General features: G+C 50.7%; 24 protein-coding genes. All 24 read left to right on the top strand.

The annotated features are described in order from the left end of the window. The first annotated feature begins 41 nt into the window (after positions 1-41). Complete coding sequence (locus P2R09_RS12810) at positions 42-224, top strand: DUF4222 domain-containing protein (RefSeq protein ID WP_275770184.1); 183 nt, start codon at positions 42-44, stop codon at positions 222-224. Then, positions 214-1,107 carry a conserved phage C-terminal domain-containing protein gene (locus P2R09_RS12805; protein WP_275770182.1) on the top strand — a complete coding sequence of 298 codons (894 nt, stop codon included), beginning with the start codon at positions 214-216 and terminating at the stop codon, positions 1,105-1,107. The genes P2R09_RS12810 and P2R09_RS12805 overlap by 11 nt, the downstream gene beginning before the upstream one ends. Before the next feature lie 13 nt (positions 1,108-1,120). Then, on the top strand, positions 1,121-1,555 hold the full coding sequence (locus tag P2R09_RS12800) for a winged helix-turn-helix transcriptional regulator (protein WP_275770180.1): 435 nt from the start codon (positions 1,121-1,123) through the stop codon (positions 1,553-1,555). Beyond that, the gene (locus P2R09_RS12795) at positions 1,552-1,674 is read left to right on the top strand and encodes a hypothetical protein (protein ID WP_275770178.1); all 123 of its coding nucleotides are present in this window, start codon (positions 1,552-1,554) and stop codon (positions 1,672-1,674) included. The genes P2R09_RS12800 and P2R09_RS12795 overlap by 4 nt, the downstream gene beginning before the upstream one ends. After that, positions 1,671-3,011 (top strand): ParB/RepB/Spo0J family partition protein, encoded by a 1,341-nt coding sequence (locus tag P2R09_RS12790; protein WP_275770176.1) that lies wholly within the window; start codon positions 1,671-1,673, stop codon positions 3,009-3,011. Before P2R09_RS12795 ends, P2R09_RS12790 begins: the two co-directional genes overlap by 4 nt. Further along, positions 3,008-3,247, top strand: a complete 240-nt coding sequence (locus P2R09_RS12785) for a hypothetical protein (RefSeq protein ID WP_275770174.1) — start codon at positions 3,008-3,010, stop codon at positions 3,245-3,247. Before P2R09_RS12790 ends, P2R09_RS12785 begins: the two co-directional genes overlap by 4 nt. Continuing rightward, a complete protein-coding gene (locus P2R09_RS12780; protein ID WP_039659653.1) occupies positions 3,244-3,609 on the top strand; it encodes a RusA family crossover junction endodeoxyribonuclease in 366 nt (121 codons plus the stop codon). The genes P2R09_RS12785 and P2R09_RS12780 overlap by 4 nt, the downstream gene beginning before the upstream one ends. Before the next feature lie 150 nt (positions 3,610-3,759). Continuing rightward, positions 3,760-4,476 (top strand): phage antirepressor KilAC domain-containing protein, encoded by a 717-nt coding sequence (locus P2R09_RS12775; protein WP_039659654.1) that lies wholly within the window; start codon positions 3,760-3,762, stop codon positions 4,474-4,476. Continuing rightward, complete coding sequence (locus tag P2R09_RS12770) at positions 4,473-5,489, top strand: DUF968 domain-containing protein (protein ID WP_275770171.1); 1,017 nt, start codon at positions 4,473-4,475, stop codon at positions 5,487-5,489. Before P2R09_RS12775 ends, P2R09_RS12770 begins: the two co-directional genes overlap by 4 nt. 21 nt (positions 5,490-5,510) lie before the next feature. Next, entirely contained in the window at positions 5,511-5,939 is a 429-nt protein-coding gene (locus P2R09_RS12765; protein WP_008925111.1) for an antiterminator Q family protein, read from the top strand. A gap of 584 nt (positions 5,940-6,523) precedes the next feature. Beyond that, entirely contained in the window at positions 6,524-6,886 is a 363-nt protein-coding gene (locus P2R09_RS12760) for a phage holin, lambda family (protein ID WP_275770168.1), read from the top strand. After that, positions 6,870-7,502 carry a glycoside hydrolase family 19 protein gene (locus P2R09_RS12755; RefSeq protein ID WP_182629601.1) on the top strand — a complete coding sequence of 211 codons (633 nt, stop codon included), beginning with the start codon at positions 6,870-6,872 and terminating at the stop codon, positions 7,500-7,502. Before P2R09_RS12760 ends, P2R09_RS12755 begins: the two co-directional genes overlap by 17 nt. Next, positions 7,490-7,927 carry an Rz lytic protein gene (locus P2R09_RS12750; RefSeq protein ID WP_039659660.1) on the top strand — a complete coding sequence of 146 codons (438 nt, stop codon included), beginning with the start codon at positions 7,490-7,492 and terminating at the stop codon, positions 7,925-7,927. Before P2R09_RS12755 ends, P2R09_RS12750 begins: the two co-directional genes overlap by 13 nt. A gap of 204 nt (positions 7,928-8,131) precedes the next feature. Then, positions 8,132-8,395, top strand: a complete 264-nt coding sequence (locus tag P2R09_RS12745; protein WP_039659662.1) for a hypothetical protein — start codon at positions 8,132-8,134, stop codon at positions 8,393-8,395. Between the two features lie 194 nt (positions 8,396-8,589). Beyond that, the gene (locus tag P2R09_RS12740) at positions 8,590-8,748 is read left to right on the top strand and encodes a YnfU family zinc-binding protein (RefSeq protein ID WP_225613745.1); all 159 of its coding nucleotides are present in this window, start codon (positions 8,590-8,592) and stop codon (positions 8,746-8,748) included. A 334-nt stretch (positions 8,749-9,082) separates the two neighbouring features. Further along, entirely contained in the window at positions 9,083-9,373 is a 291-nt protein-coding gene (locus tag P2R09_RS12735) for a hypothetical protein (protein WP_275770162.1), read from the top strand. Positions 9,374-9,442: 69 nt separating this feature from the next. Next, positions 9,443-9,664, top strand: coding sequence for a hypothetical protein (locus tag P2R09_RS12730; protein WP_275770160.1), 222 nt, complete (start codon positions 9,443-9,445; stop codon positions 9,662-9,664). A gap of 97 nt (positions 9,665-9,761) precedes the next feature. After that, on the top strand, positions 9,762-9,941 hold the full coding sequence (locus tag P2R09_RS12725) for a hypothetical protein (protein WP_275770158.1): 180 nt from the start codon (positions 9,762-9,764) through the stop codon (positions 9,939-9,941). Then, the gene (locus tag P2R09_RS12720; RefSeq protein ID WP_154926669.1) at positions 9,928-10,158 is read left to right on the top strand and encodes a hypothetical protein; all 231 of its coding nucleotides are present in this window, start codon (positions 9,928-9,930) and stop codon (positions 10,156-10,158) included. The genes P2R09_RS12725 and P2R09_RS12720 overlap by 14 nt, the downstream gene beginning before the upstream one ends. Positions 10,159-10,323: 165 nt before the next feature. After that, positions 10,324-10,614 carry an HNH endonuclease gene (locus P2R09_RS12715; RefSeq protein ID WP_275770155.1) on the top strand — a complete coding sequence of 97 codons (291 nt, stop codon included), beginning with the start codon at positions 10,324-10,326 and terminating at the stop codon, positions 10,612-10,614. Positions 10,615-10,626: 12 nt separating this feature from the next. Then, positions 10,627-10,836 carry a serine acetyltransferase gene (locus P2R09_RS12710; RefSeq protein WP_275770153.1) on the top strand — a complete coding sequence of 70 codons (210 nt, stop codon included), beginning with the start codon at positions 10,627-10,629 and terminating at the stop codon, positions 10,834-10,836. 182 nt (positions 10,837-11,018) lie between these two features. Further along, positions 11,019-11,453 carry a hypothetical protein gene (locus tag P2R09_RS12705; RefSeq protein WP_110411193.1) on the top strand — a complete coding sequence of 145 codons (435 nt, stop codon included), beginning with the start codon at positions 11,019-11,021 and terminating at the stop codon, positions 11,451-11,453. Positions 11,454-11,465: 12 nt separating this feature from the next. Next, the gene (locus tag P2R09_RS12700) at positions 11,466-12,998 is read left to right on the top strand and encodes a terminase TerL endonuclease subunit (RefSeq protein ID WP_275770151.1); all 1,533 of its coding nucleotides are present in this window, start codon (positions 11,466-11,468) and stop codon (positions 12,996-12,998) included. Between the two features lies 1 nt (position 12,999). Further along, positions 13,000-14,277 (top strand): phage portal protein, encoded by a 1,278-nt coding sequence (locus P2R09_RS12695; protein ID WP_110411195.1) that lies wholly within the window; start codon positions 13,000-13,002, stop codon positions 14,275-14,277. Positions 14,278-14,288: the final 11 nt, after the last annotated feature.

Raw genomic sequence — 14,288 nt, 5'->3', positions numbered from 1 at the left:
TGGGCTGTGGGCGATGCTAACCAGCGAATGAAGGCGATCAAATGCGAGAGCTCGACCGAATCTTCCGAGACAAGCGCGGCATCCCTGTGCGGGTCATTCGCTGGGAGCCAGAGAACGACAGGGTTATCTATCTGCGTGACAATTATGAACATGGCGAGTGCTTCAGCTCTCTCGAACGGTTCAAGCAATATTTCAGAGAGTTTGGGGTAAATCATGAGCGTTAAATTATCAGCATTCGTCTGGGACGGCTGCGCATCATCCGGCATGAAGATCACTATGGTTGCCATCATGGCACGCCTGGCTGACTTCTCAAGCGATGAAGGTGTTTGCTGGCCGTCAATCGCTACCATTGCACGTCAGATTGGCGCGGGTCCGAGCACCGTTCGTACCTCGATCCGCAAGCTGGAAAGTGAAGGCTGGCTGACCAGTACGTCACGCCGCAAAGGTAATCGTAATAACTCCAACATGTATCAGCTCAACATCAAAAAGCTTCGCGAATCAGCCGCTGCTCACCTGTCAGAATCTGAGGCGTCAGAATCTGACACATCAAAATATGACGCATCAAAATCTGATGCACCGAATTTTGACGCATCAAATTTTCACCCGTCAGAATCCAGCAAAAATAACAGTTTTGACCCGCCAGAATCTGGCGACGATCCGTCAGTAAATTCAAAACATGATCCATCAGATAAAAAACCCTTTTGTCAGGTTGCGTCGCAACCAGACGATGAGTGGTCAATTATCAATCGCTCTCGTAAGGTTTTACGCCACCTGAACAAAATCACCGGCGCAAAGCACACCGAAGCGCAGTCGTCGATGGGTCACATTAAGTCCCGCCTGAAAGACTCGTTCACGGTGGAAGAGCTTTGTCTGGTGGTGGAATACAAACACGCGCACTGGGAAGGCACCGAGGAGTACCAATACATGCGCCCCAAAACGCTGTTCATCCCCGGCAACCTGCCTGGCTATCTCCAATCAGCGACCAAATGGGACAAGGCCGGACGCCCACCACGCTCTGAGTGGAATGCCCTGAAGCGCAACATGCAGCGGGATATCACTGTGATTCCGCAGCCTGACAGCTCAGTGCCTCACGGCTTTCGCGGTTAACGGGGGATAAATCATGATCAACCACGAATCAAAAATTCTTGAACTGATTACCCGTAACGGCCCGCTGAAGGTCCGCGAACTCTGCAAGCTAACCGGGCTGCATGAGACATCGGTGAAGCGCTTTATCAAACCGTTGTTCACCAAAGGACTGCTAAAGCGTGCCAGCGACTGGAGCTACTCTATCAACACCGCCCCGTTACCGGTTGAGAGCGATAAATTCAGTCACAAGGCTAAGCAGGCTACCGAACTGGAGGCTAAAGGGTTCCGGCTGCGTGCATCGAGAGTATGGCGTGAAGCAATGCTGGTTGCCAAGTTCGATGCATCACGCAACGAAGCCAAAGAGAACTGCGACCGCTGCGCCGCGAATGGTTCTCTGCACTGTGGCAGCTACGGCGGGCTTGATACAGGCCGTGTTGGTGAAAGCTTCCTCAGTGAGGTTCGCCAATGAAAGCGCACCTGAAGAGCCACTACGAGCGAAATGAGATTTTCTACCAGGCTTTCCGCACAGCAGTAGTGATGATTGCCGCACTGATTTTTGTCCTGACATGGGAGCTGACCATAGCATGAGTACTTTAGCGCGCGTTTACGACGATAAGAAAAACAGCGACACCGACATCACCACCCGCAAAACCTACCTGCTGGGCGTTGATGAGCTGTATGTCGAAACTAATTACAACATCCGTGATATCGATCAGACCCATGTCGAGGAATTCCGCGACGCCTTTATCGCTGGTGAGCATGTGCCTCCGCTGGCTGTTAAGGTCACGGAAAAGGGCATTAAGATCATCGACGGACATCACCGGTATTACGGTGCGAAGCTGGCACAGGAAGCAGGCTATACGCTGCGCCTTGAGTGTAAGGATTTCGTGGGTAGTGAAGCTGACAGCGTGGCGTTCATGGTCACCAGCAGTCAGGGCCGCGCCCTGTTGCCGCTGGAACGTGCAGCAGCCTATCAGCGCCTGGTTAATCAGGGCTTAGAGCCAGCGGAGATTGCCGCTAAGGTGAAGCGCTCGGTCACCGATGTTGAACAGCACCTTCAGCTGCTGACCGTTGGCGAACCGCTGATTGAGATGGTGAAGTCCGGCGAAGTGGCCGCGACAACCGCAGTAGCCCTGCAGCGTGAACATGGCGTTAAAGCCTCATCCGTTGCGCAGGAGCAGATGCAGAAGGCGAAAGCGGCAGGTAAGAAGAAGCTGACCAAGACCGATGCTATGCCGCAGTTCAGTGCTGCACAGGCTCGTAAGCTGGCTGAACTGATTGCTAAACATTGTCAGGCAGAGCTTGGCGAGGAGGGATCACGTATTACGCTGAAGTTTGAAACTGACCTGCAGGCGGCTGAGCTGATGGATGTTGTGCTGATCGCCAAAGAGCACTACGGCGTCACCCAGTCAGCAAGTGAAAAACAGGTACCGGTAAAGCCAGAGAACTGCGATGGTAACGACCTGCCATTGCTTAAGCATGAAATTCTTGAGCAGAGCGGCGTTGAAGTGTGGGCCTGCGTTATTGCCGCATTCAAAATGAAAGCTGAGTACACCTACAGCGAATCCAAGTGGGCGCATACATGGGCGGCAGATTCAGTCGAGAACCCTACATGTGTGACCGTCCCTGCAGAGACGATTGCCAGCGCAGTCCGCCTGATCAAACAGCATCAGGATGATCTTGAACTGAAGCTGTGGGTGTCAGAGCAGTACGACGATTCAGACGTTGCCACTGAGCAACTGATGCGCTTCTCATCGGTATTGTCAGAGATTCGCCTGGACAAGCCATGCACGGTTCAGGAGTTTATCGCGCTGCTGGAGCAGACCGACCGTGATTGCTGGTCAAACATCCGCATGCTGCGTCAGGCAGTTCGTGAAGTGGTTGGTCAGATGACCATTCCCGGAATCGGGGAGGATGCAGCATGAGTTACGGATATCAGCCGGTTAAACCTGTAGCACGATATCGGGTAGTGATGGATGGTAAAGGAAAGCTGATTGTGCAGGAGCGCCAACCTTTGTGGCGCAGGCTTTTTTGTGGACTGTACTGCCCCGTCAGTCAGCCACTTAAAGACCTTGTCACCTGTGATGAATTTGTTGCACGGAAAAAGCTTGAGGAAGCGGGTAAGACAAATGCCGGGTTAGTGGTTAAGGAGTATCGATGAAGTTAACGCTCCCATTCCCGCCAAGCGTTAACACGTACTGGCGTAACACCAGAAAGGGAGTATTGATCAGCGCCTCCGGGCGCTGTTTCCGCTCCAACGCATTTGCCGCCGTTCTTCAGCAGCTCAAACGCCGCCCGCAGCCGATTACAGTGAACGTGGAGGTAAGCGTGCTGCTGTTCCCGCCAGACAAGCGCCAGCGCGACCTTGATAACTACCTCAAAGCCCTCTTCGACAGCCTCACACATGCCGGTATATGGGGCGATGACAGGCAGATTAAGCGATTCACTGTAGAGTGGGGACCGGTAACCAAAGGCGGTAAATCTGAGGTGATAATCAGCGAGTTTCAGCCGGTGGCGGCATAGGTCCGCAACTGGTTACATGACCAGTAAAATTAGGTATAGTGAGTGCTGTACTGGTGATTGCAGTCGCCGTACCAAGGTTGGTCCCGCTCACTTGCAGGTGATGGGGCGGGGCCATTTAAAAATGTTGTTCCAGTGTGTGGAGAGGTCAAAATGCTGAATCAATCAGCGGGTGCTATTGCGCCTGTAGTCAATGCTATTCAATCCCCAGTCATGACCAGCCGTGAAATTGCTGATCTCACAGCTAAGCGTCATCCAGATGTTAAAAGAGACATTGAAGTCATGCTTCTTCAGCTTCAGGAAGATGCGCGCAAATTTGCTCACATCTATTTTGACAGCATGAATCGTCAGCAGACTGAGTATCACCTCGACCGTGAGCACACCGAATGCCTGATTACAGGTTACAGTGCCACTCTTCGCATGAAAGTGATCAAGCGACTGCATGAGTTAGAGGAAAGCCAGCCAGCTAAAATCCCGCAGACCTTTGCTGAGGCACTCCGCCTGGCCGCCGAAGCGGAAGAGGAGAAAGAGCGCCTGCAGCTGCAGCTTACTGAAGCTGCGCCAAAGGTTGCGTTCGTGGATCGGTACGTCACGGCCACCAGTTCAATGACATTCCGCCAGGTGGCAAAACTTCTTGAAGCCAAAGAGCCTGAATTACGCCTGTTCCTGATTGAAAGCCGGGTTATGTACCGCCTCAATGGCGTCCTGACACCTTACAGCCAGCACATCGAAGCCGGTCGGTTTGAGGTCAGAACCGGAACCACTAACGAATCAAATTACATGTTCAGTCAGTCCCGCTTCACCGCAAAGGGCGTTCAGTGGATTGGCGGGCTATGGACGGCGTATAAGGCTGCAGGCGGTGCTGAGTGAGGGCATTGCTTACACCTGAAATAGCGCCGCGCACAGGGATTGTGCTATTCAGGCCGGGACCGGAACTGATGAAGCTGTTTAAGACACGCGTTGTGATCAGTACTCCGACAATGGATATGGCAGACCTACCATCAGGGCGACTGAATGACGGTACACAACCGCTGCTTGATGAGCCCTCACTGATTCCCTTCTTCGGTCACGAACGTGTGATAGCGGCTGCTGGTGGTCCTAATGCGCTGGCATCCTTTGTTCAGTCATTTGGCTGTTGTCAGTGGGAGCAGCCCGAAACATGGCATCACCATGAATTCACAGTGTCAGAAATCGAAAACGGCCTGGTGTCTCTTTGCTACAGTCACGATAATGAGTTCAGGGAAAACGGCGTGCCCGGTAGCCTGGAGAATATCGCCAAAGGCAACACCGCACTCTGGATAATCAAAGCTGCATGCAGCCAGATGGCGCTAAGCGGCGATCACCTGATGACACTACCGGAATTATGCTGGTGGGCCTCACTGAATGACCTGATTGATTTGATCCCGGAGGCACCAGCGCGGCGCGTTCTGCGTATGCCAAAGGAAGCCATACATGCTGGCGAACTCAAAGAGTCGCGGATTGTTCCGATGCGTCCGGCACGTGAAGTTATTCAGGATGCTGCTCAGGTCGTCAAAAAGATAATCAGCTTACGTACTGACCCGGAATCACCAGAATCATTCATGAAACGCCCCAAGCGTAAGCGCTGGGAGAGTGAGAAGTACACACGGTGGGTTAAGTCACAGAGCTGCGCATGTTGCGGCAGGCAGGCTGATGACCCTCATCACATCATCGGACATGGGCAGGGAGGAATGGGAACAAAGGCCCATGATTTATTCGTGATACCGCTTTGCAGGGCGCATCACGATGAACTGCACCGGGATATGAAAGCGTTTGAAGCAAAATACGGCAGTCAGGTTGAACTGCTGTTCAGGTTCCTGGATTTCGCGATTGCAGTCGGCGTTATCGGGACAGACAAAAAATAAAGTGTGTGGAGAGGATTAAATATGCGTGACATGTCACAGGTATTAGAGCGCTGGGCTGGCTGGGCAAAATCGGACAGCAGCGGTGTGGATTACTCATCAATAGCGGCAGGCTTCAAAGGTCTGCTGTCACAGGATTCGAAATTAACGCTCACCTGCAGTGACAATGACGGATTAATCATTGAGGGCTGTCTGGCTCGACTCAAAGAAAAGCGCCCGGATGAGCATGCGATCATCGTGCTGCATTACTTTTTTAATATATCGAAGCGTTCCCTGGCAAAGCAGGCCAAGCGAGATGAAAAGTTGGTGAGAATTGAGATTCAGATGGCTGAGGGATTCATTGAGGGCTGTCTGGCGATGCTTGATGTTCGGCTGGATATGGATGCCGAACTGACGCCGAAAAAAATATTGAAAAAACCTCTCACGCGGTCCGCATTTTCCTTAGTAATCTGATAAGGTCGATTACCAAGCAGTGCAGCTTATCTGCTAAAAGTCAGTTCCAAATGTGGATTTCAAAGAGCCTCGCGAACTCACCAGTTAGCGGGGCTTTTTATTTGCTCAAAACCGCTATGGCGGATAATTAATATCCCTAAGCTATTGCAAGCATTCACCTCTTTGCACCTTTGCCTTACTCAGCAGAAATGATGTTTTAGGATATAACTGTAACGATTAACTGTTAGTGTCAGAGTGTTGCAGCTAATCCCCCTAAGCGGTGGGGTGCAAATGGTCGCATTAGCATAAGCTGTGTGTTGTCTTTCACGAGCCGGTTTGACCATTCAATGGCTTACCGGGAGGCACCTGGAGCTGCAGCTTTAATTCGATCACATCCGCTTGGCGCTCATATTTTAAGGGGTGCTTAAGGTGTGGTTGTCTTAATCTTTCACCCACAGAACAGATTTTAAAATTGGTCGCCATTAGAGCGGCCTTTTTTTCGTTTTTGCGCACACCAATCAGTCTCCACACACACTTTTGACACCGTGGTGTTGCGCATCTTTCTTATGACTACTGACAGCACCTGCCAATTAATGGAGGTGAGGATGAAACGCATGCCGGACAAAGACGTTGGGTTCTGGGCAAGCCTGATTGCCTGGCTTTACGCCCACAAAAACGAAACCGGCTATGCGGGGCTTGCCGGAGTCATGGCGATTCTTAGAGCCACTTACGTTGGCAAAGACGCATGGTCACGCCGCCTGCTTGATGCTGCGATGTGCAGCGTCTTCGCCTTCTTCCTGCAACCAAGCCTGCAGGTGATCGGTTCGGTGTTCAACTGGCATTTCAGTGAAGACATTACGCGGGTTGCTGCGGTCTTCCTTGGCTTCCTCGGTGTGGATTACGTATCAACGAGGATCCGCCGTCAGATAGATAAGCGATTGGGAGACAGTAATGCTGACAGCCAGTAGTTTTCAGCTCGCGACCGGCGTGAGTAATGCGCTGCGTGATGCATGGTTTCCTCATATAGCGGCAAGCCTCTCTGCGTTCCAGATAAGTACGCCATTGCGTCAGGCTCACTTTCTGGCGCAGACGGGGCATGAGTCAGCCGGGTTCCTGAAGGTGGAAGAGGGGCTGAACTACAGTGAGAACGCGCTTACGGCAATGTTTGGCAAGCGCATCACCGCTGAGCAGGCCCGAGCCTATGGTCGTAATGCGATGCATGTGGCTAACCAGAAGATGATCGCCAGCATCATTTACGCAAATCGTAACGGTAATGGTGATGTTGATTCCGGTGATGGTTACCGCTATCGCGGTCGCGGCCTGATTCAGATTACCGGCAAGGCCAACTATGCAGCACTGGTAAAACAGCTGGGCGCTGATGTAGTGGCAAACCCTGATTTATTGCTGGGCTATCGCTTTGCTGCGATGTCTGCTGCGGCATGGTGGAAGAATCACGGCTTAAACGAGCTGGCAGACTCTGATGATGTTCTCCGCATCACCAGAATCATTAACGGTGGCACCAATGGTCTGGACGACCGGAAATCCCGCTTATCAAAATCTAAGGGGATTCTATGTTCAACGTAATCGGCTTTATCCGAAACAATTCAGGCCTGGTCATCATCGGTCTTATCTGCGTGGCGCTGTGGGGGCTGAATGCCAGTAACTCACAGCTGAAAGCAACGAACGACAGACTTGAAAAGCTGGCAAACAGCAAAGACGATCAGATTAAGGACCTGCGTTCAAAGAACGATGACCTGGCATCCAGTGTCACTGAGCTGGTAACAGCCGTTAAGCAGCAAAACGAAGTGATGAGTCAGGTCACAGAGCAGCGTGCCGTAACAGCCCAGCAGAATCGGAAATTACAGAATGAAATTAAGCGTTACCTTGCGGCGGACAAGTGTGCTGTTGCTCCTGTTCCCCCTGATGCTGCTGACCGGTTGCGTAACGCAGCAAAAGCCGCTGGTGGAGTACCGGACAGTAAAGCAGCCACAGCTAAGCCTTCCGGCTGAACTGACCAGCCCAATTGATGTACCAGCGCCGTCACAGGATATGACGTTCGGTGACAGCGTAAGCCTCAACGCTGAGTTATATGGCGCTCTTGGGCAGTGCAATATTGATCGTGCTGCAGTCAGGAAGCTTGATATGCATCCTGTTTCTGTTGCCCATTAAATGTGATGATCTGATTTCACACATTTAATGGGCAAGGTACGGCTATGGCTTCGGAAAAAGCTCTGTTTCCTGACGAGTTCTCGTTCGAAAATATTACGTATATCGGGCAAGCGGACACCACAAACAACCAACTTCTGATACCGTTCAAAGATCGAACCTGCCCATTCGATATTGGTGAAAAAATTTTGTTGAGGCAGGGCGCTAAGATGTTGTGTTTTGACATACTGGATTATGAGATGCGGGATAGAGAGGTTGGTGGCAGTCTGCCTTACATGGCTATAATTCATGTAAATGATATTGATAGCTAATCCAAAGGTAGCCACCGAGAGTTTTGTCTGCTGATTAAATCGAAGCGCAAGCTAATCAATGGGGAGCCGGTCAATGGCCTTGCATGAGTAACTAATCTTTCCATGATATATCTTAAGATTAGTCGTAATGGTTGTGATTAAAAAACAACCAGCAGTGTTATGATTAGTCTCATTCATGAGAAAGGCCGAATACCATGTCCTACTTCAGTCAGGTAATGGACCGTGTCGCCAGAATCAACACTGACGCTAAGTGTCCAGTTTGCGGGAAAACGTCCAAGCAGTCCGTTACGAAGGTTTCAAAAGAGCAAGCTTTGTTATGCCCGCACTGCAAATCGCTCTTTGTAATCCATTAATAAATAAACACGAGCACTAAGCCGCCTCCGGGCGGTTTTTTTGTGCTGAAAACTGCATTCAATGAGTTCACTTTTCAGCATAAACACAATGGATAATCGGCTGGTGGCTTCACCATTGCTGAGGATTAAGCGCGTTTAACCAGTAAAAAATTCTTATGAAGGCTTCATGTTCACGCATGTGCAGCCAATCGAACCAGTTATGAAAGTCAAAGATTAAAAAAAGGCCCCGTGCAGGGCCATTCAAAGAGGAACACTATTTATTGTTGTGCCTTAAATATTAAAAGCATCCATTTTCATTGCAAGCGTAAGCGGTAACTTAATTGAGAGGAAAAGCATGAGCGAAGCAAAGCCGCAGGACTGTTGCACCATTAAGGGCGCCACCGTTAAGGACTATCGGACACTGTCTTATGGCGAAACTGGCAAGATGAATCAGTTTAAAGAGCTGAGCCGACAGTTCATTGCATTGCTCCAGCAGCATGGTATGGATATGAGCAACGACCCAAGCTTGCAGAACTCGCAAGAACGCTGGGATTCAAATGAATGGTTGCGTGAAGCACATAAGGATATGCAGCGTGCCTGTATGGCGGCGTGTCGTGCTGTAGCCCGTCCAGACTCAGACTGCTGAGTTCATCACAAGGCGCATTTGCGAGTGCGCCTGATGATGATACGTTGTATTCGTCAAACAGGAGGCTATATGTCAGACGAATCAATCAGTATCAGTACAGTTTATAAAATCGCAAAAGAGTACTTTCCAGAAGGCCATTTGAGAGTGGAGGTATGGGATGTTGGCTTACGCTTTGTTTGGAAAAAAGAAGATGATGAAGGGTCGGCTTTTCTGCAGCAGCCTCTAAGTCATATCTCTAATTCCGCTATTCGCGGTTTCTTGGATGCGGAAACCAGTATTCAGGATAAGTAAGGCAAAATCTCTCCGACAAGGGATAAGGGTTAGCCACGCTGTGAAGCGTTGCGACATCGGCATATACTGTTCACATTAGTGAAAAGGAGAGTGCCCTATGTCAGATGAGATAACTAGCAGAGTCGTTGAAAGTGTATCGGACTCCGTACGCACTGAGCCAATTCAAAATCACGTTATTGAAGGTTCGCTAAAAGTTAACGGTGTTCCATTTAGAGAGTTTGCCCGACGCTTAGAAAAACCTTCGGATATTCACGGTGAAAATCATGGAAGAAAATAAACGCTATATCGTTTTTGCTTACGATGATTATGAGCGCGGTGGCGGCTGCAATGATATTCACTGCGTGACAATCTCTTTTGAAGAAGCAGAAAAGGCAGCATGCAGTGACGAAGCGAGAAGCGACAACGACACTGTAGAGATTTACGACATACAGAAAAATGAAGTTGTTTGCTCATTTTACCGCACCGTCAAGGGTGAGTGGGTTAGGGAAAAATAAGCTTTCCTCGTTCCCAGCACTAACTAGCCGCCCACGGGCGGTTTTTTATTGTGTGCTAAAAAATGCATTCACTAATTTCACTTTTAGCATAAACACACTGAATCATCGGCTGGTGGTCTCACCATTGCCGAGGGTTAAACACATTAAGCCAGCAGGAAACGCTTTATGGCTAGCAATTCACCCTGGCATAACCTTTATAACACTAAGCGCTGGTATCGACTTCGCTATTACCAGCTCCAGAAGCAACCACTATGTGAGTTCCACCTCAGGCGAAATCAGGTTATCTCAGCATCCATAGTTGACCACATCATGCCACACAAGGGTGATGTTGCTTTGTTCCATGATCCCGACAACCTGCAGTCACTTTGCAAGCGCTGCCATGACTCCGTGAAGCAGCGTCTGGAGAATGGCGGAACAGTGACTGAGTTTGACGATGATGGCCGCGTTATCTGGTAACGGGAGAAATGAATGAAAGACCTAAAGATTGAATACAGAGACGGCAAGCTGATTGAGTTCAGTATCGACGGCGTTCTGTTCAATTCGGTTACAGCAATTGGGTTCAGTCATGAAGTGGGCGAAACCATGCCATCGGTCACCATGTCGATCCCGATTGGTACCGGCAAGAGCCTGTTGGCAGCCAGCCTGTCACGTGAAAACCTGCAAATCATCGAGAAATGAGAATCAATATCATTTGGTGCCTGTTGGTGCACCACTTTGGAGGCTCAAGCTGCAATTGAGAACGATTGTCATTTGAAGTGGTACAGGCTAGGGGGGGGGAGGGCAAAACTCTGGCAGCAAAATCTTAAAGACCGCGCCCTCAGTCTTTTTATTAAAAACGTCCAGAAAAAAAGGAAAAAGTAATGGCACAGCGAGGCAGAAAGTCTCTGGCTGCGACGTCTGCTGTCTCGCTGCCAGCTCTGGCTGAAAGCAGGCTGCAGCCGTCAATTCATCTCAGTGATCCCGAGATTAGCGTGTGGGTTCGGCTGGTGAATGACAATCCAGCAAATTCATTTACAGAAACTCACCGCGACATGATGGAGATGTATTGCCGTCATGTTGTTCAGTCGCGATTGCTGACGATGCAGATTGAAGAATTTGAGCTGAGCTGGCTGTCGCGCGAGGATGGGCTGAAGCGCTATGACAAACTGCTCACCATGCGTGAGCGGGAAGTCCGTTCTGCATCATCACTGGCAACCCGGCTCAGAATTACCCGGCAGGCAACCGCCGATCCGAAAACGGTGGGCCGCGCAAATAACAATCTTGCGCGTGATAAAAAGCCCTGGGAGATTGACTGAGGCTCTTAGCTGATGGTTAAAAAAACTCTGACAAGAGCTGAAAGAAATATTGCCTGGTGCGAAAAGCACATCCTGATCCCTGAAGGTAAGTTTGTTGGGCAGCCACTTAAGATGGCTCCTTTTATGAAGGATGACTTCAGAGCGATTTTCGACAACGTTCACGGAACCCGGCGCGGCATTATCACCAGGGGCCGTAAAAACGCCAAAACTGTTGAAACCGCTATGCTGATGCTCCTCTACCTGGTGGGACCGGAGGCGGCGCACAACTCACAGCTTTATTCTGCAGCCCGTTCCCGCGATCAGGCGGCAATCCTGTTCAATCTAGCATCCAAAATGTGCCGCATGAACCCCACGCTCATGCAGTACGTTGCCATAAAAGACTCAGCAAAAGAGATTCACTGCCCGGACCTGGGTTCTTACTACCGCGCCCTGAGCGCAGAGGCAACCACGGCTTATGGTTTCTCGCCGCGTTTCGTTGCTCACGATGAGCTGGGTCAGGTTCGTGGACCGCGTGACCCATTGTATGAAGCGCTGGAAACCGCGACAGCAGCACAGGAAAACCCTATCTCCATCATCATCAGTACGCAGGCACCTGACGCCAGTGATTTGCTCAGCCTGCTGATTGATGACGGACTTACCGGCGCTGATCCGCGAACGGTTGTCAGGATCGATACTGCGCCGGAAGATATTGACCCGTTCTCAGTTGAAGCAATCCGTTTAGCCAATCCTGCCTTTGATGTCTTCATGAATCAGCAGGAAGTGCTGGACATGGCCGCTAGTGCAAAACGACTGCCGTCGCGACAGGCTGAATTTGAAAACCTCGTACTCAACCGACGTGTCGAGGCTAAAAGCCCCTTTGTAAGCCAGACCGTCTGGCACATGAACAAAGAAGAGCCGGATGATCTTAACGGGGTCACCGTCTGGGGAGGTCTTGACCTGTCGAGCGTGTCTGACCTGACGGCGCTGGTACTGACCTCTGCAAAAGGTGATGTTCACAGTAAATTCTGGCTCCCAGCTGAAGGGCTGGCTGACAAGGCCCGTAATGACCGCGTGCCATACGATATATGGGCGAAACAGGGCTACCTGAACACGACACCGGGCAAGGCTATTGAGTATGCCTTTATCGCAAAAGAGCTAAGAAAGCTATTTGACAACTGCAACGTCAGGGCCATTGCTTTTGACCGCTACAACATGCGCTTCCTTCGCCCGCATCTGATTGATGCCGGTTTTACCGAATCTGAACTTGAGCGATTTGTGGAGTTTGGTCAGGGGTTTGTTTCTATGTCTCCCGCGCTGCGAGAACTGGAAACAAAGCTTCTTGGCGCTCAGTTGAAGCATGGTAACCACCCGATTCTGGAAATGTGCGCCAAAAACGCAACTGTCATCACCGATCCTGCAGGCAACCGCAAGTTTGTTAAGGGTAAATCCAGCGGAAGAATTGATGGCATGGTTGCACTGGCTATGTCGATTGGCGCGCAGAACAGCGATGAGGTGGAAGAGCAGGGCAACGTTGACGACTTCATCTATAACTTTTTGAGCGTTTAAAATGGCAGATACCGATTACAGCATTGACCTGCGAACGCGGTCGCCTTTCTGGGCGCGTATGGCCTCCATCCTCACCGGTGGTCGTCTGGTGACGCCGGATAGTGGTTCACAGATGGCAGGAACGTCCGCACACGGCGTGGTGGGAGATTCTGTTGTTACCGACGAACGCAATATGCAGATCAGCACCGTATGGGCGTGCATACGCTTAATCTCCACAGTGACAGCATCCCTTCCTCTGGACGTATTCGAAACGGTGAGCGACCAGCGAAAGAAGGTCGGAAATGATAATCCGCTGGCGCGTCTGCTGAGATTCAGGCCCAACAACTTCATGACTGCGCTTGAGTTTCGTGAGGCCATGACGATGCAGCTATGCGCATATGGAAATGCCTACGCACACGTTGAGCGAAACAGCGTGGGTGATGTGATCAGCATGGTTCCGCTGATGAGTGCCAATATGGATGTGCGCCTAAGCGATAACGGTAAAACTGTCATTTACCGCTACAAGCGTGACAGTGAATATGCCGATTTCAGGACTAAAGAAATCTTCCATCTGAAAGGTTTTGGCTTCAACGGTCTGGTTGGCCTGTCTCCTCTGGCTTTCAGTGCGAAATCAGCAGGCGTCGCAATAGCGATGGAAGATAATCAGCGTGAGTTCTTTGCCAATGGCGCCAAGTCCCCGCAGATACTGATGACTGACGGTAAGGTGCTGACCAAAGAGCAGCGAGGCCAGCTGGAGGAAAACTTCAAGGAGATCGCTGGTGGTCCGGTTAAAAAGCGCCTCTGGATTCTGGAAAGCGGATTTACCACGCAGTCAATTGGCGTTTCTCCTCAGGACTCAGAAATTCTTGCAGCGCGTAAGTTTCAGGTGGCTGAGCTGGCGCGCTTTTACGGCGTTCCCCCGCATCTGGTTGGCGATGTTGATAAATCCACCTCATGGGGCAGCGGGATTGAGCAGCAGAATCTGGGTTTTCTTCAGTACACGTTGAAACCTTATCTGGATCGCTGGGAATACAGCATCGAGCGATGGCTGGTGAAAGATTCTGAGCAGGGCAAGATTCATGCCGAGCACAACCTGGACGGTCTTCTGCGTGGTGATTCAGCCAGCCGCGCCACCTTTATGCAGATCATGGTCAATACCGGCATCCGCACAGTGAACGAAGTGCGAAGGCTGGATAACCTGCCGCCTCTCCCTGGAGGGGATGTGGCAACACGTCAGTCACAAAACATACCCATTACCGACCTCGGTACAAACAATAATCCCCGCACTGACGGGGCTTAATTTTTTTGGGG

This window comes from Pantoea sp. Cr_R13 (assembly GCF_029222565.1).
Lineage (GTDB): Bacteria > Pseudomonadota > Gammaproteobacteria > Enterobacterales > Enterobacteriaceae > Pantoea > Pantoea eucalypti.
Note: the sequence above shows the minus strand (reverse complement) of the source record. Positions and strands in the feature narration are given on the sequence as shown.